This is a genomic window from Agrobacterium sp. rho-8.1 (assembly GCF_033957725.1).
Classification (GTDB): Bacteria; Pseudomonadota; Alphaproteobacteria; order Rhizobiales; family Rhizobiaceae; genus Agrobacterium.
This window is the reverse complement of sequence record NZ_CP192789.1, coordinates 1,130,537-1,155,000: the sequence shown is the minus strand read 5'-3', so window position 1 is coordinate 1,155,000 and position 24,464 is coordinate 1,130,537. Positions and strand designations below refer to the sequence as shown.

Below are 24,464 nucleotides of genomic sequence, written 5' to 3'. Positions count from 1 at the left end.
TAACGGTTGCAACCGACGATACCAAACAGTTTGTGCGCGCAAGCGAGCCGCCGCATCTGGATGCGGTCGCAACCGCGTTCGACAGCAGCAATGCACCTTTGACAGCCAACCGCGATCTGCCGCGCGTCTATGATGGCGTTTACCGCGCTGCCCTCACCTACGGCATGAACCAGACGATGGTGGCGCAACTGGTGAAGCTGCTGGCCAGCAGTGTGGACTTCCAGGCGCAGTTGAAGCCGACGGATTCTCTCGAGGCCTTCTTCTCGGTTCAGGGGCCGGATGGAAAAGCCACCGATCAGTCCGAACTTCTCTATGTCAACGCCAAGTTCGGCGACAACGAAACACGCTTCTATCGTTTCCAGAACCCGGATGACGGCAGTGTCGATTATTTTGACGGCCAGGGCAAAAGCATCCGTCAGTTCCTGATCCGCAATCCCGTGCCGAACGGACGCATGACATCAGGCTTCGGCATGCGCCGCCACCCGGTTCTTCGTTTCAGCCGCATGCACACAGGTACCGACTGGGCCGCCGCGCGCGGAACGCCCATCATTGCCACGGGCAACGGTGTCGTGGAAAAGGCCGGCTGGGCATCCGGTTACGGCAACCAGACACTGATCCGGCACGCGAATGGCTATGTCTCATCCTATAATCACCAGAATGCGATTGCCAAGGGCGTGACCGAAGGTGCGCGCGTGACACAGGGTCAGGTGATCGGCTATGTCGGATCGACCGGTCTCTCGACCGGAGCCCATCTGCATTACGAGCTGATCGTCAATGGAACCAAGGTCGATGCCATGAAGGTACGCCTGCCGGGCGGCAAGTCGCTTTCCGGAGAGGCGCTTGCACGCTTTTCCGATGAGAGACGTCGTATCGATACACTGCTGAACATCGAGACCAAGCCCGAACAGGTTGCGAGCCGTTAAGGCATTTCCTCGTGATCTCAGTAGGCGACGGCCAGAGTACCGGCGCTCGCGTCAAGTCGCGTAAGCGTTCCGATCGGAACGCTCAATGGTTGGCGGCCGTGACCGAACGGTAGACCTCCGAGCATTGGAACATTCAACCCTTCGAGATGGTCCCGCAAGAGCTCGACGATGCGTCTGGCCTGCGTGACATCGGACGTGGTAAATTGACCAATCGCAACACCAACTATGCCGTCCAGATGACCGGCTTTTCGGAGAGATGTCAGCACACGGTCTATCCTTCCCGGGAAGCAGTCGACGGCTTCGATAAGAAGGATTGCTCCCGCCAGATCAGGCAATCCCCAGCCAGCCATGGTTCCGATTATATCGAGATTGCCACCGATCAACCTGCCTTGTGCCTCACCTTTTGTCGTCAACGCGGCCGTCGGCTCTTCAGATCGTGTTTCGAAAATCGCTTCTCCGTGGCCGGTCAACATCTGATAGAGCAGTTCGAGATTGGGTTGATCGATGCCGGTTGCCTCATCACCGAAGACCGCGCCGTGCAATCCAACCAATCCACACTGCTTCAACGACATCAAATGAAGTGCGGTGATATCACTGAAGCCGAGGAGGGGTTTGGGATCACGGCGAATTGCATCGAAATCCATTTGGTCGGCAATCCTGTAGGATCCCTTGCCTCCCCGTGTGGCAAAGATGGCGCGCACCTGTGGATCGCGGATGGCGGTGTTGAGATCGGCGATACGATCTTCGTCCGTACCCGCCATCCAGGCATATTTCGAAAAAGCGTGTGAGCCGAAATCGACCCGGAACCCCAGCGCCTCCAATGCCTCTGCGCGTTTTAAGGTGGTCTGCTTTTCTGGCGTGCTGGCTGGCGAAACATACCGTATCAGATCACCAACCTTTAGCTTTCCGCAGGGAAGGACTGTTCTCTGGCTCACAAAAAGCAACTCCGGTGCGTTGGCGAGTGATAGACAAAAAGGGCTCCATCGCTGGAGCCCCTTCTTGTGTCGTCATGCCGCGTCTGCGGTTTCAACATCCAGCCGTGGCGGCTTGACCTTGAACAGCAGCCTGTCTGTGCCGGAGGTGACCTTGACACCCGAGCCATCGGGGATCTCGCCGCTGAGGATGAGTTCAGCGAGGCGATCCTGGACGTTTTTCTGGATGACGCGCTTGAGAGGGCGCGCGCCATAGGCGGGATCGTAACCCTTGTCGGCCAACCAGTTGCGGGCATCCTCGTCCAGTTCGAGCAATATCTTGCGGTCACTGAGCAGAGCCACAAGACGATGCAGCTGGATTTCGACAATGGCACCCATTTCGTTGCGGTGCAGGCGATGGAACAGGATGATGTCGTCGATACGGTTGAGGAACTCGGGACGGAAATGACCGCGCACGCGTTCCATCACCAGTTCCCGCACAGAACCGACGTCGTCATTATCGCCCATCTGGGTCAGGAACTCGGAACCGAGGTTCGAGGTCATGATGATGATGGTGTTCTTGAAATCGACAGTTCGGCCCTGCCCGTCGGTCAGACGGCCATCGTCCAGCACCTGCAGCAGAACGTTGAAAACGTCGGGATGCGCCTTTTCGATCTCGTCGAACAGCACGACCTGGTAAGGGCGACGACGAATGGCCTCCGTCAGTGCGCCACCTTCTTCGTATCCGACATAGCCTGGAGGTGCACCGATCAGTCGGGCAACGGAGTGTTTCTCCATATATTCCGACATGTCGAGGCGAACCATCGCGGTCTCGTCATCGAAGAGGAAGCGCGCCAGCGCCTTGGTCAGTTCGGTCTTGCCGACGCCGGTCGGGCCGAGGAAGATGAAGGAGCCGATGGGACGGTTCGGATCCTGCAAACCGGCACGAGAGCGGCGAACCGCCTTGGACACGGCCTGAACCGCCTCGCCTTGACCGACAACCGACTTGGCAAGCTCGTCTTCCATGCGCAGCAGCTTTTCACGCTGACCCTCCAGCATCCGGTCGACTGGAATGCCGGTCCAGCGAGAGACGACATGGGCGATATTATCCGCCGTCACCACTTCCTGAACCATTGACGCGGCACCGCTGCTGTCGCGTTCTTCCGCAGCGGAAAGTTCCTTTTCAAGGCTTGGAATGATGCCATAGGTCAACTCGCCCGCACGTTGGAACTGACCGTTGCGCTGGGCCGTCGCCAATTCGTTGCGGGCTTCGTCCAATTGCTTCTTCAGGTCTGCGGCAAGGCCGAGCTTCTGCTTTTCCGCCTGCCAGCGGGCCGTCAGCGCATCGGCTTTTTCTTCCGTGTCTGCCAGCTCATCCTCAAGCTTCTTCAACCGATCGGCAGACGACGTGTCTGTTTCCTGCTTCAGGGCTTCCCGCTCGATCTTGAGCTGGATGATGCGGCGATCCAGCTCGTCCAATTCTTCCGGCTTGCTGTCCACCTGCATGCGAAGGCGCGAGGCGGCTTCGTCCATCAGATCGATGGCCTTATCCGGCAGGAAGCGGTCGGTGATGTAGCGATTGGACAGCGTAGCAGCCGCCACCAGGGCCGAATCCGAGATGCGAACCTTGTGGTGTTGCTCGTATTTTTCCTTGAGGCCACGCAGGATCGAGATCGTATCCTCAACCGTCGGCTCGCTGACGATGACGGGCTGGAAGCGACGGGCCAGCGCCGGGTCCTTTTCGACATGCTTGCGATATTCATCCAGCGTGGTCGCGCCAACGCAATGCAGCTCGCCGCGCGCCAGAGCTGGCTTGAGCAGGTTGGACGCATCCATCGCGCCATCTGCCTTGCCCGCACCGACCAGCGTGTGCATTTCATCGATGAAGAGGATGATGCCGCCAGCTTCAGCCTGTACTTCGTTCAGAACGGCCTTCAGACGCTCTTCGAATTCACCGCGATATTTCGCACCGGCAATCAGCGCGCCCATATCGAGCGCCATCAGCTTCTTATCCTTGAGGCTTTCCGGCACATCGCCATTGATGATGCGCAAGGCCAAGCCTTCGGCAATCGCCGTTTTACCGACGCCGGGTTCACCGATCAGCACGGGGTTGTTCTTGGTGCGACGCGACAGAACCTGCATGGTGCGACGGATCTCGTCGTCGCGACCGATCACCGGATCAAGCCGCCCGTCCTGCGCCTCTGCCGTCAGGTCTCGCGCATATTTTTTAAGCGCATCGAAGCCCTGTTCGGCATTGGCGCCATCAGCCGTGCGGCCTTTTCGGATATCGTTGATGACCTGATTGAGGGCCTGCGCGGTGACACCGGCCTTTTTCAACGAGGCGGACGTCGATGCAGACGTTTCGACGGACAGCGCCTGCAACAACCGCTCGACGGTGACGAAACTGTCGCCTGCCTTCTTCGAGATATCTTCGGCTGTTGAGAAAACCTTGGCAAGCGGTGCCGTCAGCGACAGGCCGCCATTGCCACCGGAAACCTTCGGCAATTTGGCAAGCGCCGCATCATTGGCCAGCCGCGCTTCCTTGGCATTGCCGCCAGCGCGCTCGATCAGGGCTGCCGCCATGCCCTGTTCATCGTCCAGAAGCACTTTCAAGACGTGTTCGGCAGCAAATTGCTGGTGGTTCTCGGCAAGCGCAAAGGACTGCGCCGATTGCAGAAATCCACGAACACGTTCGGAATATTTTTCGATGTTCATCTCATAACTCCTTTTACCGCCCTGCCCGTCTTCGGCACAGTTTGGAATGTTGGGGTTGAGGCCCCCTGAAGCGGCGAGCCCCGCTACGATAACAGGCTTTTTGGATTTGCCGTTACCGCCTTGAGTGGAAAGCGTTGCTGCATATTCCACTCTGATGGGCTTGATATGGTATGGAATTTTGCTGGTTTAAAGAGGTGGCTGATGGGGGTGTGGTGATTTTTCCTGATGGGGTTTGGGGGACGTTCACGAATGTCGCGAGTGTGGCTTGCCCCCCTCTGCCCTGCCGGGCGTCTCCCCCACGGGTGGGGAGATCGAATCGCGGTTAACTCTCGCTCCTCTTGAACGTTGAAGACGAGGCGATGAACATGCGTCTGGCCGACCTCCCTCCTTGTGGGGGAGATGCCCGGCAGGGCAGAGGGGGATAAACCGCGCACTCCGTGCTCCCATAGTCATCCTGTCAAAAACCCCGGCCACCTCGTAGATACGCTTCGCCGTTCACGCGGCAGCATCTGCCCGTGGCTTGCTCTCTTTCTTAGGGTCCACGGCCTTGTCGGCCATGGTATGCGGACGGGGCGCTGCAAGCTGCCTCGTTTGGTAGAATAGAATTGGCACCTCTCAGCGCCCCGTTCAGCGGTTTGTGCCCGCCTGCGATCCTCTTGCCACGGCTGGCGCATCCCGGATGGCGAAGGGCCTGAACCCTGCCGGTTCACCGGTCGGACATGTTCAAGGTCCAACCCTTCACCTCCGGGCGGCGGGTGCTTCGTTGCCGAAACGCCCCACCTGCCAGTTCGGCCACATCTGCCCTTTCTCCCCTTTCGAGGATGCCGGGCAGATGCAGCGTTTGCCTGTGTACCGCCTGACTTTCGCTTCACACTCCTCGCGGTCGCGTTCGACCAGGAGCCGATGAGCTGTCGGTACACCCGGCGGCGGGCGGACAGGAGCGGCAATGCCTGGATCTCGAAACCCGTCAGGATATTCGAGGCAGGCATGCCGGTCCGGTCCGAACATCGGGAGCGGTGCACCGGCCGGTCCGAAACCGGTGCCACGCCCCACCCGTTGCCGCCGGGGGGATTCGCTGCCGGACCCCGGCGATGAGAGGTTGCGTAACCCCCTCACCACCAGCGCCGGTTCCGCCTCGCCGCAACGCCTTGCGGTGTATCCGAGGGCGGAACGGGGAGATTGTGCGGGCGATTCGCACGCCGTGGAGAAAACTGCAGCGTGTTTTTTGCTGTTTTTCGCGGTTTTTTGGTAAGATATTGATTTGGTTGGGAAGTATTTTTGATAGGCGCGTCGGAGGGTGTGATTTCCCCCTTTTGACACCAAGAACGTGACACAAAACAAAGCCCGTTGCTCTCCCCTTGTTATGCGGGCTTGTAGCGGCAACGGGTGCCGCTACAGTCATTACACAGGGTTTATGGGAGCTCTCGGACGGACGGTTCTCTGTCCCAGTGTCTTTGCGCAGCGACGCTCATGAATTGCTCGATCGGGACAACGCCATCGTCAATTTCGACATTGGCTCGGTCAAGCAGCAGTTTGGTAGCCTTGCAGTAACCAATGGTTTTGCAGTGTCCGTAGGCATCCATGAACCATTGTACTGCGGCGGCTTCTTTCTTGAGCTTTTCAGCAGCCTCGGGCGCCAACACCGAAGCGACGGCATCGAAAATGAACGATGGCGAGCCGGCCAATTGTCCATCGGCCTTCAGTTCACCCCCATAGACTTTCAAGCCGCCCACTTTTCTTGCGACAAGAAAAGCGGTGCCGCCTGCTTTTTCGATATCGCCGACCAATTTGTCGATGGACGCCTTGTTGGATCCTTCGTCGAAGAGGATGCCGACCTTACGGCCCTTCAGGGTTCTGGGGTCGTTCTTCTGAATGGACAATGCGTCTGACGTTGCCATATCGATTGGTTGTTTTGCGGGCGTCGACTTTTCCGGCAGATCGATTCCCAAACCATCCGCGGCTCTTTGGGCTAGCCCCTCGTCGATATTGCGGAGATTGGACACGACATTTGTTCTGACATGCGGCATCTGAACCTTCGAAAGTTCAAAAATAATCGCCGAGACGATGTGGGCTTTCTCGTTATCCGTTTGCGAATTGAAGAACATGCGTGCCTGGCTGTAGTGGTCTGCAAACAGAGCGTCGCGCTGGCGCAGCTTCTGCGTTGGATCGTTCCGTTCGCCGTTTTCACGAACGGTCGCAAAACCACTCGTTGCAGATGCACGGGGCCCACCGTCTTCGCCCGCCTGAGACAGGCTGTTCGGCTCGTAGTTCGCCCGTCCTTTCGGAACAAGCGTCTGCATGAGGCCATCGCGTTGGAAATTATGAAACGGACACTTGGGAGCATTGACCGGGATTTGATGGAAATTCGTTGTTCCCAACCGCGATTTTTGCGTATCGAGATAGGAGAACAGTCTTCCCTGCAACAGAGGATCGTTGCTGAAATCGATGCCAGGTATGACGTTGCTGGGAAGAAACGCGACCTGTTCCGTCTCGGCAAAAAAGTTATCGACGTTCCGGTTCAGGGTCATTTTCCCGATAATCTCGACGGGGATGTCTTCTTCAGGAATGAGTTTCGTCGCATCCAGCACGTCGTAGGGCTGCTTCATTGCCCACTCCTCATCGAAGACCTGTATGCCCAGATCCCAAGCGGGGAAGTCGCCCTTATCGATGGCTTCAAACAGGTCGCGTCGTTGGAAATCCGGGTCCGCACCTGCAATTTTGACCGCTTCGTCCCATGTCGTGGACGCCAGACCGAGGTGAGGCTTCCAGTGGAACTTCACGAACTTGCCCTCGCCCTTCTCATTGACGAACCTGAAGGTGTGAACGCCGAATCCTTCCATCATCCGAAAAGACCGCGGTATCGTACGATCCGACATCGCCCACATGATCATGTGCATGGATTCCGGCATCAGGCTGATGAAATCCCAAAACGTATCATGGGCGGATGCGGCCTGCGGATAGCCTCGGTCCGCCTCCATCTTGACGCTGTGAATGAGGTCGGGGAACTTGATCGCGTCCTGAATGAAAAAGACCGGAATATTGTTGCCGACCAAATCCCAATTACCCGTCTCGGTGTAGAACTTGACCGCAAAGCCCCTGACGTCACGAGGGGTGTCAACCGATCCCGCACCGCCAGCAACGGTGGAAAAGCGGACGAAGACGGGACAGGAGTTGCCCGCCTGTTGAAAAATGGAGGCTTTCGTCAGGCCCGGAATGCTCTTGGTGCACTCAAAGACTCCGTGTGCACCCGATCCGCGCGCATGCACGATCCGTTCGGGTATCCGCTCATGGTCGAAATGGAAGATTTTTTCTCTGAGAACGAAGTCCTCAAGAAGCGTGGGGCCTCGGCTCCCCGCCTTCAGACTGTTCTGATTGTCGGAGATCCGATGTCCGAAATTATCGGTCAAAAACGTACCATCAGCAGCGTCGTTGTCCTTAACCTCCTGATGCAGCTCGCCACCTTCAGCGTAACGCTGTTCAGGTGTGAACTGTCCGCTGCCGGGAGGCTGAGCCCTCAATGCGTTTTCATTGCTTGGCGAATTTTCGCTGTCACTGCGCTTTGTCATGGAATTTCCCTTTTCAAGGATTGAGGGGAAGATAACCCGAAGCGCATGTGCTGGCGGTGGATTGCCAACGGCTGGGCTGCTCACTAGAGAGAATGTTCGCCACCCCTGACGGTTCCCTAATATAATGAGGTTTCGGTCGATATTGCGCACCCAACCCACCCTGCGGTCTTCGTCTCCAGCCGGTGAAGCCGGAAGCGATAGTGACCAGAGTGCCACCGCCGCCGCATCGTTAAAAACGATATCGAATTCTTAATATAACAGTTATCCTACATATTCTTATATTTTTAAATAATTGAAATTATTGAATATACAGTATGTATTTATATTGAGGCTTCGTATCGTGACGATGAGTTCGACAGTTTCCACCCTGTGGGCCAAACATAGAAATTTGATCGGGAACAGCGCTGGAAATTTCGGGATGCTTGCAGCCCTGATGGCACCGATCTTGCTGGTCTCAGCCGGGGGTGCGGTCGATGTCATGAATGCCATGACCGAGAAAAGGCACTTGCAGGAAAAGCTTGATGCTGGCGTTCTGGCCGCTGCAACAAAAGCAACGCCCCAGGCACAACGAAGCGAAATCGAGAATTTTTTGAGCGATCTGGTTTCCCAGGACGGTCAGAGCATCGATTTAAAAAATGCCGTGTCGGTTGCTTCCAATTCGGATGGAAGTGTCACCGGCGACTATAAGGCAGACTTCAAACCGTCATTTCTGCCGCTGATCGGCATGAACACGATGCCGATTTCGGTATCGGCCACAGCTTTCGCACCGAAAGCGAAATCGACCGGTGCCTGTCTTTATGTTCTGGGAAATCAAAATCAGGCGGTTCTGGTCAATTCCGGTGCCCGGGTAAAAAGCGAAGATTGCGGTATAGACGTGCAATCCGTCAGCAATCCGGCATTCATCATGAACAGTGGTTCGACGATCGACACGACACGGTTTTGCGTAAAAGGCACGCAGTACATCAAGAATGGCGGCACGTTGAACAACCTGCAGGTCGGTTGCAACGCGTCGACCGATCCATACGCGGGTAAAATAGCCGAGCCGAAACTTCCGAGCACCTGCACCGACAGCGGCACGAAGGACGGGCAAACGCAGTCGATCAAGCCGGGCATGCATTGCGATCTGACATTCAACGGCAGCCCGACGGTCACCTTCGAACCAGGTCTTCATATCGTCAAGGGACGCATGATCATCAACAGCAACTCGACGGTCATCGCAAATGGCGTGACGTTCTATTTTCCCGACATCGACAGCGAGATCCGCGCCAATGGGGGCCTCACCTTCAAAGCCTCGCCACCAACGAGCGGTGTCTACAAGGGCGTTTTGATGTTCGAGAAAACAAGCAACATGACCGTTGGATCGAACACGCGCCAGTACATCTTCAACGGATCCAACGGCGAGACGTTGGAGGGCATCATCTATCTTCCCAACCGCGATGTGACCTATAATTCAACCACCAATCAGGCCAATAAGATTTCGTTGGTGGTCAACACCATGATCATCAACTCGGCCAACTGGACGCTGAAATCCTACGACGGCGGCGACAGCGGAGCGAAAACCGCAGCTCGATTGGTGAGATAAGGCGTCATCGGGTTCAAGGTGCGGGGATGGCACGCTTGCGTCCTCTCGACCCGACCTCACGGTGGACCGTCAGGTCGGGGAACACTGCTGCATGACAGTTTCGTGTGCACAACCTTTAAGATAAAATTTACCATTTTTTTACTGATAAATGCGTAGTGTTCCCCAGGAAGATGTATTTTAGCCGCTTCCTTGCAAATCGTATTGTGCACTCCCCATATTTCGGATCATTCACAATGAGCATGATGTCTCGCATCGCCGCCATCAAACGCACGGCACATCTGGAAGCGTCTATCAACGATGGAAGACACGTCCGGTCCCAGTCGGGCGGCGCAGCAGAGAGACGGACAAACGCCCGGCAGCGACTGGGCATGCTGATCGCGACATTTGCCGTCATATTTCTGGTGGTTGGCGCGCGACTGGTTCAGTATGGGATCGCGGAACCGGAGATAACAGAATCAATCCCTCCGCAAAACGTCATCGCGTCCAGACCCGACATACTCGATCGTAACGGCGAACTTCTTGCGACCGATTTGAATATGGTCTCGCTGTACGCGGACCCGAGGAAAATCGTCGATGCCGACGAGGTCGTGGAAAAGCTGGCCTTGGTCATCCCCAATCTCGATTGGCTGGATACACATAAGAAGCTCAGTTCCAAGACCGCGTTTCAGTGGCTGCGCCGTCAGCTCACGCCGCGGCAGCAGGCTGAGATCTTGAAGCTGGGGATCCCGGGCGTGGGCTTTCGTCCGGAAAAAAGACGGTTCTATCCTGGCGGCGTGACTGCATCCCATATTCTTGGACATGTGAATGTCGACAATCAGGGGCTGGCTGGTATCGAAAGATACCTTGACCAGCAGGGCCTGTCTGATTTACGGGCCGCCGGTCTGACGAGCGACGTACCGTTGGAACCCGTCAAGCTTTCCATTGACATCAGGGTTCAGAGCATCGTTCGCGATATCGTCTCCAATGCGATGATCAATTACAAAGCGGAAGCCGCCGGTGCCGTCATCATCGATGTCGAGACGGGCGAAGTGATCGCCATGGCGTCGGTCCCGGACTACGATCCCAATCAGCCATCACGCCTGCTTGCAGACGGTCGTGTCGATACGGAATACGAAAAAGGCTGGTTCAATCGGATCAGCAACGCGACGTTCGAGATGGGGTCCACGTTCAAAAGCTTCACCCTGGCGATGGGCCTCGATGAAGGCAAAATCAATCTGAACTCCGTGATGGACGCCTCAAAGCCAATTCGTATGGGTGGATTTACCATCAAGGATTTCAAGGGAAAAAATCGTGCGCTCACGATCCCTGAAGTGTTTCAATATTCTTCGAACATCGGCACTGCCGCCGTCGCCGACAGAGTTGGCATAGAGGGCCACCAGCAGTTTCTCACCAAGCTCGGTCTTTTGTCCAAGATGGACACGGAAATGCCGGGGGTTGCAATTCCCACACAGCCACGCGTCTGGAAGAAGATCAACTCCGTCACGATCTCTTTCGGCCATGGTGTGGCAACGACCCCTCTGCAAACGGCGGTCGCGGCAGCCGCCTTAATGAATGGTGGCAATCTCATTTCACCGACCTTTCTGACGCGGTCCAGGCAACAGGCCGACGTGATCAAGAAAAAGGTTATCAAAGAACAGACCAGCGCCGACATGCGCTACCTGTACAACTGGAATGGGATCAAGGGCTCGGGCAGAAGTGCGCAAGTCGAGGGTTTTCACGTCGGGGGCAAAACCGGTACCGCCGACAAGGTCATCAATGGTCGCTACGCCTCGGACATCAATTTCAATGCGTTTGTCGCCGCCTTCCCGATGGACAAGCCACGATATGTTGCGCTCTCGATCATCGATGCGCCGGTTTCGGGAGAGCAAGGGGGACGCACGGCCGCATCCACCGCCGCTCCGATGATGAAGCAGATTATTGGCAGAACCGCTCCCCTGCTTGGTGTCAAACCGCGGTTTGGTGCGCCTGATGCCCAGAGCCAGCTTTTAGACTACTAGCAGCAACAGATAGGAGTGGTATCCATCAGGACGATAGACGATCATCATGGTTGCGAGACGGCTCACAGCGCAAATTCTTTTCCCAAATCAGCCTTGTGAAGGATAATTTTCATCTTGCTTGACGGCATGTCCATATTCTATGTTTCACTTGTTCTCAGGGCGGGGTGCAATTCCCCACCGGCGGTATCGGGTTTACCCGCAGCCCGCGAGCGCTTTCGGTTTTACCGAAAGGTCAGCAGATCCGGTGAGATGCCGGAGCCGACGGTATAGTCCGGATGGAAGAGAACGAGGTGGCAGAAACCCGCAAACAGCGGGATACGCTGCGTTGTTCGCCCAAGGGAGACTTGGCGTTTTTCCAAAAACGCGAAAGTGCCGGAAACGGCATAACCCTTGAAAGGCAAGACATGACGATTTCGACAATAGACGATGCGATAGCAGCCATTGCGCACGGTGAGATGATCATCGTTGTGGATGACGAGGATCGTGAAAACGAAGGTGATATTATCGTCGCATCCGACAGTATCACCCCGCAGCAGATTGCGTTCATGATGAACCACGCTCGCGGTCTCATCTGCGTGGCCGTTCCGGGCGAACGGCTGGACGAACTCGATATTCCACTGATGGTGCCGCGCAACACCGAGTTTCATAAAACGGCATTCACCGTGTCCGTGGACTATATTCCGGGGACCACGACCGGCATCTCCGCCAGCGATCGCGCAAGCACCATTCGCGCGCTCGTGTCGCCGGAAACCAAACCGGATGACTTCGCCCGTCCCGGACACATCTTCCCGTTGCGCGCCCATCCGCTTGGCGTTCTCGGGCGCACGGGCCATACCGAGGCCGCAGTCGATTTGTGCCGTCTGGCGGGCAAATTCCCCAGCGGCACGATCTGCGAAATCGCGAATGACGATGGCACCATGGCACGGCTGCCACACCTGCTCGTCTTTGCGAAACGTCACGGCCTGCCCGTCGTGACGATCAAGGATCTGGTCGATTATCTGACGGCGCGTGAACACATCGCAAGCGACATGGCTGAAAAGCAGGTTGCCTGAACGCTGAAAAGCAAAATGCGCCCTTTCGGGGCGCATTTTTCAAAGCAAGATCAAGGCTAAAGCCGCAGATCAGTTCGCGTAACGCGACGTGTACCAGGACTTGAAGAGCGCATATTGCGTTTCGAGCTGACGCCGCTGGGAAGCGCTCAATTCGTCACTCTCATTAAAGTGCAACGCGTATTCCGTGTCACCGTTCAACACCATCAGATATTTGTAGTGCAGCACGAGATCAGGGCCCTCGTCGTAGGTGGACAGAATGGTCAGTGCTTCCTCGAGTTCCAGCGCATCACGACGCGCTGTCGCGTCGCCTTCTGCCGCCTTCTGGCACAAAGACACGAGATGAAGGACTTCCTTTGGCAGCGCATTGCCGATGCCTGTGATGGCACCCCCTGCGCCGCAATTGACGAAGCCGTGATAGACGCCGGTATCGACACCCACCATCAGGGTCAGGGCGTCATCGCCAGCGGTAATGTTTTCAGCCGCATAGGTCATATCCGCCTTGCCGCCGAACTCCTTGAAACCAATCAGGTTGGCGTAACGCGAGCGCAGATCGAAGAACAGGTCCGCGCGGGTGGCAAAGCCATAATAGGGGCTGTTATAAATCACGGCTGGCAAGCCATTCGCCGCTTCGAGAATGGCCGAAAAATGCGCCTTTTGGGCGGACGAAGACGACCCGCGCGACAACACACGCGGAATGACCATCAATCCCTTGGCACCCACCTTGGCAGCATGAGCCGCGTGGCTGACGGCCGATTTCGTGTTGATGGCGCCCGTGCCGACAATCACCGGGATACCCGCTTCGGCCAGCCGACGCACACCTTCCTGGCGCTCCGCATCGGTCAGAAGCGGCCAATCACCCATGGAACCGCAATAGACGACAGCCGACATGCCAGCGTCGATCAGGTCCTTGCCCTTCTTGACCAAGCCGTCGAAATCGGGTGTCCGATCCGGTTTGCAGGGGGTCATGAGAGCAGGAATGCAGCCAGTGAAAATCGTATCTGCCATTGTCGTCGCCTCGTTCCAAATCAACTATGAGACATTCATTAACAAGGAAACGCTTCTCTGTCGACAAATAAAATACAAACCGTAACGGCTGCATTCCGAAGTCTCGGGATATTGCTTCCCACCAGATCTCAGAGCCGGATATCGACGCTCTGTCTCGTATCTGCCGTGATATAGGACCGGATTTGCTGAACGATCTGGTCCGCATGAACAAGCGCCACCTTATCGGCCCTTTCGACGTCCCGCGACATGATCGTCTGGATCATGTGTTCGTGCTCGCTGACATAATCACGCGGGAGCACATCATTGAAAGAGGAGTAATAAAGGCGAAGGATGCGACGCCCTTCGTCCAGAAGCCGGGTGAACAGCTCGCAATAATGGCGATTGCCGCCCGCATAGGCGATAGCCAGATGAAAATCGCGGTTGGTGGAAATCATCGCCAGCACGTCGCGCTCATCCACCGCCCTTTCGAACGATGCCTGAAATGCCCTGATGGTGACGATGTTATCCGCCGTATGGTTTGCCGCCGCAAGCCGGGTGGTAACGCGGTACATCAGCGTCAGCGCGTCGAAAAATTCCGGCAGGCCGAGAAAGTCGATCTGCGACACGATGGTTGCGCGGTTCGTCAGGGTCGTGATCAGCCCTTCGGCAGACAGTTTGACCAGCGCCTCGCGGATCGGTGTGCGCGACAACTCGAAACGGTCGGAAAGCTGCACCTCGTCAATGGGGCTACCCGGCGCCAGCTTGAGCTCGATGATTTCATTACGAAGCGTCTCATAAACAGTGGAGACACCGAAACCGCGACGGGGCGCCTGCCGCTCCTTGTCGTCAACCCTGTCGTTCGTATTCATCTGCACCCGCATCCTGCAACCATATTGATATTTTCGTTTACGACATTCAACGCAATAACGAAATCCCCATACAAGAAACCGCCCGCGACAAGCACGGGCGGTTTTGATCTTCACCTTATCATCGGGTCGTTCAAGCCATCCGGCTCAAAACTCTTCCCAATCCGATTTCACAGCGGCATTGCCGTTGAAGGCGGACGCCACCTTGCGGCCCAGCGCACGCGCTGGAGACTGGACGGGACGTTCTGCCTGCGTGGCCTGGCGCACCGGTGCTTCGTAACCACCGCCCAGCTTGAACTGGCCCAGAAGATGGTTGAGCGAGGCGGCTTCGCGGGCCAGCGTATGGCTGGCTGCCGTCTGCTCTTCCACCATGGCGGCGTTCTTCTGTGTGTCCTGGTCCATCTGGTTCACAGCCGTGTTGATCTGCTGGAGACCGGAGGACTGTTCCTGCGCGCCATCCACGATCGCCACGACGTGACGGTTGATTTCCTGGACTTCGGCAACGATGGTTTCCAGCGCACGACCCGTTTCACCGACCAGCTGCACGCCCTGCTGGACCTGGCCGTTCGATGTCGTGATCAGCGCCTTGATATCCTTGGCAGCGTTTGCGGAACGCTGGGCCAGTTCGCGCACTTCCTGTGCAACGACCGCAAAGCCCTTGCCCGCTTCACCAGCACGGGCCGCTTCCACACCGGCGTTGAGCGCCAGAAGGTTGGTCTGGAAGGCGATCTCGTCGATCACGCTGATGATGTTGGAAATCTCGGACGACGACTTTTCGATCTGCTCCATGGCAATCACGGCCTTGCGGACCACGTCGCCGGACTGTTCGGCACCGGTGCGGGCCCTGGACACCAGCTGACCGGCTTCCTGGGCGCGCTTGGTGCTGTCCTTGACCGTCGTGGTGATCTGCTCGAGCGCAGCGGCGGTTTCTTCCACCGATGCGGCCTGCTGTTCGGTACGCTTGGCCAGATCGTCGGCGGCAGCGCGGATTTCGTTGGCACCGGCGTCGATGCCACGGGCATTGTCGGCCACGCGGTTCAGGGCAGACTGCAGCTTTTCGGCAGACGAGTTGAAGTTGGCGCGAACCACGTCCAGATGCTGAACGAAAGGCTGGCTGATGCGGTAGGACACATCACCATCGGCCAGGCGCGACAGCGCATCGGCCAGATTATCGACGGCAAAGCTGGTGTCTGCGGCTTCTCTGGTCTTCTGCTCTTCGCGGGCAATCCGTTCCTTCTCCGACAGGCTGCGGTTGGCATCGGCTTCCTGTTCCAAACGGATGCGCTCGAGAGCGTTGTTGCGGAACACAGCAACGGCTTCCGCCATCTGGCCGATTTCATCGCGACGATTAAGGCCGTCAATCTCTGCCTGCGTTTCGCCATTGGCAAGAGAGACCATGCGAGCACGCAACCGGTCGATCGGGCTGGTAATGCCACGAGCAGACACAAACAGAGCAAGGGCGATGGCTGCGGCAAACAGCACACCGAGAGCGATCAACGTCGAGGTGATCGTCGACGATGTCTGCGCAGACATATCGTTCGATTTCGAAGCGACAAGAGCTAGGTTGCTCTCGCTGATCACGCGGATATCGCCACGCCACTTGTCAATCAGCGGATTGACGGTCGTCAGCATCTGACGTCCGCTCTGGAAATCTCCCGCTTTTGCGCTTTCCCAGATCTTGTCGGTCATGGCAACAATCTGGTCGACGCGACCGGACAACTCGTTTGTCTGACCAGCAAGCTCCGGCAGCAGCGTTTTTACGTTATCAAGACGTCGTTTCGTCGTCGCAATATCCGCCTTGTAGGCTTCTTCGACCTTCGCGGTATCAGCAGACTGCTCACGCATCATCAGGCCGAGCGTGGCATCGTAACCGACGGAAACCAGGGCGGTATTCGCGCGGAAAAGCTCCGTGGAGGCAATGACGTTTTTCGAGAGAATATCCGAATAGGCGTCATCGGTTGTACTGTAATTATTTGAAACGACGCCGAGGCCAACAAGGCCGAGCAGCGCGACGGGCACGATCAGGGACAGAATCTTTGTGCGAACTTTCGCATTTTGCAGAAATGACATGGTTCCTCGGAGGGTAATGCGAGCAAACCGGCGCGACACATCCGCGACACCACAACCGTGGGCCCGCCATCGTGCTGCCAGAACAGAAAGACCCTTCGTCATGAAGTGACTGTGAGACCTTTGTTGTGAGGCACGGGTGCTTTCAAGTAGGTTAACGGGCGGTCTTTATGTCTGAAATTCAGTATAAACAAAAATACTAATACTAGAAATTCTACCCATATAACGCAGAATATTGGCTTACGTTACGTAAGATTACAATCCAAGAGCGATTTTAAAGGTTAACAATGCCACTGCATTTCCTAAACCTTGCCTTGCTTCTACTCTTCCTTAAACGCTCGGTTGATTTGGTCTGTCAGCGGCTTGAGAAGGTAGGAAAGCGCAGTCCGGTCTCCGGTCTTCACCATGGCTTCCGCGGGCATGCCGGGACCGAGCCTCAGCCCATCCAATTTCGCCAGTTCCCCATCGGCAATCGTCAGGCGCACGACGTAATAGGAAGCGCCCGTCCTTTCCGTTGTCGTCAGATCGGCAGCGACCAGCGTCACCTTGGCTTTCAATTGCGGCGTGATGCGCTGATTGAAGGCAGACATCCGCAGCATCGCGTCATGGCCAACGCGGATCTGATCGATATCCTTAGGCGCGATCTGTACTTCGAGTGCGAGATCATCCTGTTCCGGCACGATCGACATGATGATCTCGCCGGGGCTGATGACACCACCCACGGTGTGAACGGCAAGCTGGTGGACAAAGCCCGATTGCGGCGCGATGATATCGACCCGCTTCAAATTATCCTCGGCTGAAATCTTTCGCTCGATATACTCCCCGACCTGCGCCTGAACGTCCTTGAGTTCGCTGCTGACCTCGGATTTCAAATCCTGATCGATCTGGAGAATTTGCAGATGTGTCTCGGAAATTTTGCCCGCGACCTGCGCCTGATAGGCGATCTTCTCACCACGCTCTCCGCCAAATGTCGCAATCTGCGTCTTCAGCCCGTTCAGGCGCTGGTCAGATACCACGCCTTTCTTGCGAAGGGCCGTCAGCGAGGTTATCTCCTGCTTCAGCACCACCATTCCATCATTGTAGGCCGCTTCCTGGGCTTTCAGCCCATCGATCTCGTGGCCAAACTGGGTGATGCGTTCTGATAGCTGCGCCTTCTTTCCCGCTCGCGCCTGCCGCCTGAATTCGAACAGCCGCGTTTCGCTATGGATTACCCCGGCGACATCGGGCTCCAAGCGGCGTGCCAGGATTGCCTCTGGAAATCTGATCTCCTCCAGATCGTCCCGCTCTGCCTCAAGCCGGGCCAAGCGGGCCATCAGTTCGTCGAGCCTTTTGGTCACAATGGCAAGGTTGGCGCGCGTTTGGGTCGCGTCCAGCCGCATGAGAACATCGCCCGCCTTGACCGCATCGCCCTCCCTCACCAGAATATCTGACACGACACCGCCGCTGGGATGCTGGACTTTCTTGACGTAGGATCCGACCACGAAGTGGCCTTGCGCAACCACGGCCCCTGACAGCGACGTGACGGAAGCCCACGCGCCTGCACCACCCACCAGCACAAAGCATGCCGCGACCCCGGCCAGCAGATGGCGGCGAATGGATCGGGAGACATCGAACGCGTTCATGCTAGACATCCCGTCCCTCCGTTACGTCGCCGCCAACCGTCTCCAACTGCTGCGCCGCGGCACGAAGGGGGCGCACGCCATAGGCCGTCACCGAGAAGCTCTTCGGCACATGGGGAACAGTTTCGGCACCTTGCAGAACTTTCGACAGAACCTCGTCACGCGGCCCGAAGGCTTTTTGTCGCCCGGCCTCCATCACCAGAACGAGATCGACAGCGCCGATTGCACTGGGGCGATGCGCCACCACGATCGCAATACCACCCCGCAAGCGGACAGACGCGATTGCATTCATCACCGCAGCCTCGCCCTGCGCATCGAGATTGGCATTCGGCTCATCGAGCACGACCAGAAACGGATCGCGATACAGCGCACGCGCCAGACCGATCCGCTGCCTCTGGCCAGCCGAAAGCGCACTACCGCCTTCACCGATGGGTGTCTCGTAGCCCTCCTCGAAACGAAGAATGAGCTCATGGGCGCCCGCCGATTTTGCAGCGGCAATAATGTCCTTCGGGTCCGCATCGTCTTCGAACCGGGCAATGTTTTGTGCCACTGTTCCGTCGAACAGCTCCACACCCTGCGGCAGATATCCGATGTGTCGGCCGAGCGCCTCGTTGTCCCACTGGTCGAGACTGGCGCCATCCAGGCGAATTTTTCCCGACGTGACCGTCCAGGCATTGACCAGCGCGCGCGACAGGGTGGTTTTTCCGGACCCGGATGCTCCGATGACGCCCAGAGCACTGCCGGCGCGCAACGAAAAGTCCAACCCCATGACAGTCGGCTTCTTTTCGCCCGGCGGAACGAGCACGATACCTTCGACGCTGATATCTCTGGTGGGCGATGGCAGCGCAGTCACAGGGCCATCCTGCGGAATTGTCGCCAGCAAGTCTTTGAGCCGCCGCCAGCTGTGCCGCGCCATCAAGAACGGCTTCCAGTTGGCGATGGCAAGATCGACCGGCGCCAGTGCCCTGCCCATCATGATCGAACTGGCAATCATCACACCCCCGGTCACCTCCTGCCGAATAACGAGATAGGCCCCGACACCTAGAATGGCCGATTGCAGGATGACCCGCAGCGTTCTGGAAATGGTGCCCAGCATGTTGGAGACATCGCCCGCCTTTCTGTTTGCAGCGAGATAATCACCGTTGGCAGATGCCCAGCGGGAGCCGACCCGCTTTCCCATGCCCATAGCGCGGACAACCTCTGCATTGCGCCGCGCGCCCTCCAGCAGGCCGTTACGCTTCATGTTAGAGGTCATCACATCGTGGATAGGCTTTCGCGAGAGAGCGTTCGTGAACAATGTCAAAGCGACCAGCACGATTGCGCCCGCCAAGGCCGTCACCCCGATCCAGACATGGAAGAGGAAGCACAGGCCGAGATAGAGCGGCATCCAGGGCAGGTCGAACAATGCGGTCGGCCCCTGCCCGGACAGGAAACCCCGCACATTGTCCAGATCGCGAAGCGGCTGCAAACCATCGCCCGGCATACGCGACGAGAGCGGCAAGCGGACGACCGCGTCGTGCACCTTGCCCGACAGGCGGTTATCGAATGACTCGCCGATGCGCAGCAAAATGCGCGCCCTGATGATGTCGAGGATGGCCTGGATGGCGTAAAGTCCAATGGCGAGGATGGCCAACCCGACCAATGTCGGAACGCTGCCGCTGGACAGCACGCGGTCATAGACCTGCAGCATGAAAATGGGCGATGTCAGCGCCAACAGGTTGACTACACCGCTGATGATGCCGATGCCGAACGCAGCCCGGGAAAAGGCCGACTTGCCTGCCGAATCCAGATGCTGCGCCGACGCGTTGTGTTGGGCGCGCGCCATGTACCGTGTCCTCTGCTGTGTCCTGTTATAGACCTTGCGTCACGCTCACCCTCCGGCAAGCCCCAGAGCACGACATGCACCATGGTAGTGACGATCGGTATTTTTGACATCCTCAGAAATCGCACCAAATCTCACACTGCAAGAAATCACCGATAAGACTTGAATTCTATCATTCGATAGATATCTATCAACTGATAGAAAAGGAATGATCCCATGCAGAAGCGACAGTTTCATCCTGCCCTGTGGCAACAGATCGAACAGCAGGCCGCCCAGGTCCCGGCGATCTACGGTAAAATCGACTTCTCCCAAACGCCCGAACGTTTCACCGTCGAGGGCGACGGTGAAAGCCTGCCCGGTCTCGACGCGATGAAAGCCGAGATTTTGGCGGATGACGCACTGGTGGAGCAGATGGCTGCCTACACGCTGATCGGCGATGCCGTGGCCGACGCTTACGCGGCCCGTATGGGCGACTTCAGTTTCCGACAATTGATCGATATGCTGCAACTGGCCTGTGACAAGGGCGTGGAGGCCGTGCCCGATGCCCCGCCGGAACTGTCAGCCTTCATCGGCGCGATGGAAGCAAGGCCAGACTGGATCGACATGGCACTGGTGAACGAAGGCGCCCGCATCGAGCGAAACCAGTATGCGCATCTCGTTCCCTTCGCCATCCGGGGTGCGTTTCTCGCGACCTTCATGAACCGTTACTCAGCACTTCCCATGGCGCTGACAGGCAATCTGTCCGATCAGCTTGCGGCAAAGCGCGTTCTGGAAACCGCGACCTTCTTCACGCTCACCGTCATGCCAGGCGCGCTGGAACGGCACGGCGCCGCCTTCAAGGCCGCCGCCATGGTGCGGCTCATGCATTCCATGGTGCGCGTCAACGTCATGCGCCGCGAGGGCGTGTGGAACACCAGTGTCTATGGCGTACCCATACCCCAGGTGGACCAGATGCCAGCCGGGCAGATCGGCTCCCTGTTGATCGCCGCCGATGCGCTGCAAACGGGACGCCCGTTTACGGCAAACGAGCAAGCCCGTATCGAAATCGCGCGTTATCGTTGCTTCCTGCTGGGCCTGCCCAAGGAACTCCTCGGTGAAACGCCTGAAGAGATCGTCCGGCTGATGCTGGCGCGTCAAGCCACGTTGCGCAGCGGTTTCGATGATGCCACCTGCGGTTCCTTGGTGCGTGGCACGCTGGAGGCGGAACTTACGCACGAGCCGACACCACTCGGCCGCATCGACCGTGAACTGGAGCGCAGTTTCGCCAAATTCTTCTTTATCCGGCACTTTCTGAAAGGCGATACGGCACGCGCCGAGGCCATGGGCGTGCGTTACACATTCCGGGATCGCAATCTGGCTGTGATCACCGCTGCCCGCATCTTCTCGCAGCTTCGCCTGTTCAGAACGCTTTCCAACATCCCCGTCGTGCGTGATGTGGCTGACCGGCATCTCGTGGGCAAACTCCATGGATTGCTCAAGCGATATGGCCATGCCGAGTTTACCACTGATGGCTCGAAGATGGGGCGTCCCCATGGCTGATGGATCAGGTGATCGGCTGCGCGGCAGCTATGCCAAGAGCGACGTCACGCGTCAGGCTGTGCTGACTGCGGCACTGTCCGAATTCGGACTAAAGGGTTTCAGCGGCGCAACCACGCGCGCGATCGCTGATTCCGCCGGTGTGGCCCTTCCCGCCATCGCCTACCATTTCGGCAACAAGGAAGGTCTTTACCTTGCTTGTGCGCGAGAAATCGTTGCCGCGTATCAGGCATCGGCACTGTCTTTGATGAGCGATGCAGCGCATCTGTTTCAATCCGGGCAACCATCGCCGCAGCAATGCCGAACGCTTTTGTCCGACACGCTGAAGATGGTGTTGCGCCTGTTTCTGGACAGCAAGACGGGGGAAGCGCAGGCAGACTTTGCCATGCGGGAGCTTCGCGATCGCGGACCGGCCTTTGACATTCTCTATGACCGGCTGTGGCAACCGGGTGTGGAGGTGGTGGCGCAACTGATCTGTGCCATCCGGACAACGCAAACCGTCACGCAATCCGATCGCGCCGACGCGTTGCTGCTGATATCCAGTCTGCTCGCATTTGGAACAGGGCGGGATGTCTCGCTGCGCATTCTGGGGCTTGAGCAAGGCCAATCGCAAACCTTCGACGTGCTGGACAAGGCGATTGAGCGCGCCGTTACGGGCCTCTAGATGTGGAGCCTCAATACGTTGTCCCGGTTTAGAGCGAGGTGACTGATTGAGGCTCCACATCCAGAGCGCATCTTTGTTACATGGAAACAGTTCTGCAACCTGAACCACGGCCCCACGGGACGACCACCTACAAGCTGCTTTCCCGTACAATAAGCTGAGGCTGAATGGTTACGTGCGGAACGCTGTCCTTGCCCGACAAGAGGTCAAGAATAAGGGCCCCGGTCCGCTCGCCAATCATGCGGGCGTGTGCATTGATGGTGGTGAGCGCTGGTACCGAAATGCCGCCGATCTCGTAGTCGCCAAAACCGCCGATGGCGATTTGCTCCGGTACGGAGATTTCCCGGCGCTGACATTCTGTCAAAGCCCCGAAGGCGGAGAGGTCGGAAACACAGATCACCGCCTCGGTATCGCGAAATTCGTCCAGAAGCCGTGCCATGGCATTGGCACCTTCCCGCATCGAAATCGGCGGCGCGCCAGCGTCGATCAATCTGGAAGGATCGAGACCATGATCGCGCAACGCCGTGATGAAGCCATGGCGGCGGTTGGTGCCGCGTGTGTCGCGGCTCGCATCACCGCCGATGAAGGCGATCCGGCGGTATCCGACCTCTATGAAGTGATCGACCATGCTGCGCACGGCATCCGCGTTTGAAAAGCCGACATAATGGCCGATTGGCTCTGCGGGAACATCCCAGGTTTCGATGACCGGAATATTGGCATTCTCCAGCAGTTTGCGCGCGCGTCGCGTATGCTTTCCACCGGTCACGGCTATTGCCTGCGGTTTACGGCGCAGGAGGTTTTCGATCAGGCGCTCTTCCTCCTGCATGTCGTAATTGGTGTAACCAAGCAGGATCTGAAAACCTTGTGCGCTCAGCACATCGGACAATCCACCAACCGTGTCTGCAAAATTGGCGTTGTTGATCGACGGTATCGTGACAGCAATAAAATCGGTTTTTTTCGAGCGAAGATTCGACGCCGTGGAATCGAAGACATAACCGAGATCTTCCGCCGCCTTCAAGATGGCGTCACGCGTTTCGGTATTGACCAGGCCACCTGCCTTGAAAGCACGAGAGACGGTCATCGGTGACACGCCTGTCGCGCGCGCGATATCGGCCATCGTCGGCGTTCTGTCGTTTGGCATGCACCAATACCCCACTCTTCGTTGCCGCACCTGCGGTCTTAGTGACGCCCGCGCGTATGGCCGCGAATGGCAAGTGACACCGAATAGATCGACGTGGTCGCGGTGATAAACAGCCTATGTCCGTTCCGTCCACCGAAACACACGTTGGACACGGTCTCCGGCACAAGAATCTTTCCGAGGCGATGACCATCCGGCGCGATACAGTGAACGCCATCGGCAGCGGAAGACCAGAGATTGCCCGCAGCATCGACACGCATTCCGTCCGCACAACCCGGCTCTATCGAATGAAAGACCTCGCCGCCACTCAAACCCCAGCCCGCGTCAACGTCGAACACGCGGATATGACGTGGATCATCGGAGAACATTCGGCCGGTATCAGCCACATAAAGGCGCCTCTCATCAGGACTGAAGGCCAGGCCGTTCGGGCAATCGAAATCTGTCAGGACCGCACGGATTTCGCCTGAGATCGGATCAACACGATACACGTTGCAAGGCAGTTCCTGTTCGGAACGGAAACCCTCATAGTCGGTCGAAATGCCGTAATGCGGATCGGAAAACCAGATGGCACCGTCAGAAGCGACGATCACGTCGTTGGGGGAGTTGAGCCGTTTGCCTTGATAGCTGTCGGCAATGACCGTGATCGTCCCATCGTGTTCCGTCCGTGAAACTCGCCGCGTGCCGTGCTCGCAGCTGACCAGCCTGCCTTGCCCGTCACGCGTATGACCATTGGAAAAATTCGAGGGCTCGCGAAAAACGGAAACGCCCGCAGACGGGCTCCAGCGCATGATGCGGTTGTTGGGAATATCGGAAAACAACAGACACTCATGGTCTCCGAACCAGACCGGCCCTTCGACCCAATCAAAGCCGGAAGCGAGTTTCTTGAGCGGCGCATTCCCCAGCACGAAGGTGGAAAAGACCGGGTCTTCGACTTCGAAAAATGACATCTGGTCGGCGCCTTCTCTCTTGTTTAGACTTCGCGCAAAGATAACGATCGGTTGGTATGCAGCAAGGCCGCACACCAA

Annotated in this window: 17 protein-coding genes and 1 riboswitch (1 of these 18 cut by a window edge); of the genes, 6 read left to right on the top strand and 11 right to left on the bottom strand. The window is 57.4% G+C overall.

Translation table 11 applies throughout. From position 1 onward, the window contains the following. Window positions 1–923, top strand: partial view of a M23 family metallopeptidase gene (locus RMR21_RS20215; RefSeq protein ID WP_498671206.1) — the end only. 1,015 nt of this gene lie to the left of the window's left edge; 923 of the gene's 1,938 nt are visible here — the last part of the coding sequence; the start codon falls outside the window, past its left edge; it ends in the stop codon at window positions 921–923. A gap of 17 nt (window positions 924–940) precedes the next feature. Here RMR21_RS20215 and RMR21_RS20210 read toward each other — a convergent pair whose 3' ends face one another. The 4 genes from RMR21_RS20210 to RMR21_RS20195 all read right to left on the bottom strand — a co-directional run bounded on the left by RMR21_RS20210 (window position 941) and on the right by RMR21_RS20195 (window position 8,115). Next, window positions 941–1,858 carry a S66 peptidase family protein gene (locus tag RMR21_RS20210; RefSeq protein WP_498671205.1) on the bottom strand — a complete coding sequence of 306 codons (918 nt, stop codon included), beginning with the start codon at window positions 1,856–1,858 and terminating at the stop codon, window positions 941–943. Window positions 1,859–1,930: 72 nt separating this feature from the next. Then, window positions 1,931–4,549, bottom strand: a complete 2,619-nt coding sequence (clpB, locus tag RMR21_RS20205; protein ID WP_498671204.1) for an ATP-dependent chaperone ClpB — start codon at window positions 4,547–4,549, stop codon at window positions 1,931–1,933. Window positions 4,550–5,287: 738 nt separating this feature from the next. Further along, a complete protein-coding gene (locus RMR21_RS20200; protein WP_498671203.1) occupies window positions 5,288–5,602 on the bottom strand; it encodes a hypothetical protein in 315 nt (104 codons plus the stop codon). 359 nt (window positions 5,603–5,961) lie between these two features. After that, a complete protein-coding gene (locus RMR21_RS20195; protein ID WP_498671202.1) occupies window positions 5,962–8,115 on the bottom strand; it encodes a catalase in 2,154 nt (717 codons plus the stop codon). A gap of 418 nt (window positions 8,116–8,533) precedes the next feature. Here RMR21_RS20195 and RMR21_RS20190 point away from each other — a divergent pair, with 418 nt between their 5' ends. From RMR21_RS20190 to ribB, 3 genes are all read left to right on the top strand, one after another. After that, window positions 8,534–9,697: a TadE/TadG family type IV pilus assembly protein gene (locus RMR21_RS20190; protein ID WP_498671201.1), complete on the top strand. Its 1,164-nt coding sequence runs from the start codon at window positions 8,534–8,536 to the stop codon at window positions 9,695–9,697. 233 nt (window positions 9,698–9,930) lie between these two features. Then, window positions 9,931–11,694 (top strand): peptidoglycan D,D-transpeptidase FtsI family protein, encoded by a 1,764-nt coding sequence (locus tag RMR21_RS20185; RefSeq protein WP_498671200.1) that lies wholly within the window; start codon window positions 9,931–9,933, stop codon window positions 11,692–11,694. Window positions 11,695–11,840: 146 nt separating this feature from the next. Then, window positions 11,841–11,985: riboswitch (FMN riboswitch) on the top strand. Window positions 11,986–12,098: 113 nt separating this feature from the next. Then, entirely contained in the window at window positions 12,099–12,746 is a 648-nt protein-coding gene (gene ribB, locus RMR21_RS20180) for a 3,4-dihydroxy-2-butanone-4-phosphate synthase (RefSeq protein ID WP_498671199.1), read from the top strand. A 69-nt stretch (window positions 12,747–12,815) separates the two neighbouring features. Here ribB and RMR21_RS20175 read toward each other — a convergent pair whose 3' ends face one another. The 5 genes from RMR21_RS20175 to RMR21_RS20155 form a co-directional block, all read right to left on the bottom strand. Next, the gene (locus RMR21_RS20175) at window positions 12,816–13,751 is read right to left on the bottom strand and encodes a dihydrodipicolinate synthase family protein (RefSeq protein WP_498671197.1); all 936 of its coding nucleotides are present in this window, start codon (window positions 13,749–13,751) and stop codon (window positions 12,816–12,818) included. A gap of 128 nt (window positions 13,752–13,879) precedes the next feature. After that, the gene (locus RMR21_RS20170; protein ID WP_498671196.1) at window positions 13,880–14,599 is read right to left on the bottom strand and encodes a GntR family transcriptional regulator; all 720 of its coding nucleotides are present in this window, start codon (window positions 14,597–14,599) and stop codon (window positions 13,880–13,882) included. Window positions 14,600–14,743: 144 nt separating this feature from the next. Then, window positions 14,744–16,666, bottom strand: coding sequence for a methyl-accepting chemotaxis protein (locus RMR21_RS20165; RefSeq protein ID WP_498671195.1), 1,923 nt, complete (start codon window positions 16,664–16,666; stop codon window positions 14,744–14,746). 317 nt (window positions 16,667–16,983) lie between these two features. Beyond that, on the bottom strand, window positions 16,984–18,294 hold the full coding sequence (locus tag RMR21_RS20160; protein WP_498671194.1) for an HlyD family type I secretion periplasmic adaptor subunit: 1,311 nt from the start codon (window positions 18,292–18,294) through the stop codon (window positions 16,984–16,986). Then, window positions 18,287–20,107, bottom strand: a complete 1,821-nt coding sequence (locus tag RMR21_RS20155; RefSeq protein WP_498671193.1) for a type I secretion system permease/ATPase — start codon at window positions 20,105–20,107, stop codon at window positions 18,287–18,289. The genes RMR21_RS20160 and RMR21_RS20155 overlap by 8 nt, the downstream gene beginning before the upstream one ends. A gap of 213 nt (window positions 20,108–20,320) precedes the next feature. Between RMR21_RS20155 and RMR21_RS20150 the strand changes: the two genes are divergently transcribed. Together RMR21_RS20150 and RMR21_RS20145 are read left to right on the top strand one after the other, a co-directional pair. Continuing rightward, complete coding sequence (locus tag RMR21_RS20150; protein ID WP_498671192.1) at window positions 20,321–21,643, top strand: oxygenase MpaB family protein; 1,323 nt, start codon at window positions 20,321–20,323, stop codon at window positions 21,641–21,643. Next, window positions 21,636–22,304 carry a CerR family C-terminal domain-containing protein gene (locus tag RMR21_RS20145; RefSeq protein WP_498671191.1) on the top strand — a complete coding sequence of 223 codons (669 nt, stop codon included), beginning with the start codon at window positions 21,636–21,638 and terminating at the stop codon, window positions 22,302–22,304. The genes RMR21_RS20150 and RMR21_RS20145 overlap by 8 nt, the downstream gene beginning before the upstream one ends. Before the next feature lie 127 nt (window positions 22,305–22,431). On the opposite strand, the gene RMR21_RS20140 is transcribed toward RMR21_RS20145, so the two are convergent. Together RMR21_RS20140 and RMR21_RS20135 are read right to left on the bottom strand one after the other, a co-directional pair. Continuing rightward, window positions 22,432–23,442 (bottom strand): LacI family DNA-binding transcriptional regulator, encoded by a 1,011-nt coding sequence (locus tag RMR21_RS20140; protein WP_498671190.1) that lies wholly within the window; start codon window positions 23,440–23,442, stop codon window positions 22,432–22,434. Between the two features lie 38 nt (window positions 23,443–23,480). After that, complete coding sequence (locus RMR21_RS20135; RefSeq protein WP_498671189.1) at window positions 23,481–24,386, bottom strand: SMP-30/gluconolactonase/LRE family protein; 906 nt, start codon at window positions 24,384–24,386, stop codon at window positions 23,481–23,483. Window positions 24,387–24,464: the final 78 nt, after the last annotated feature.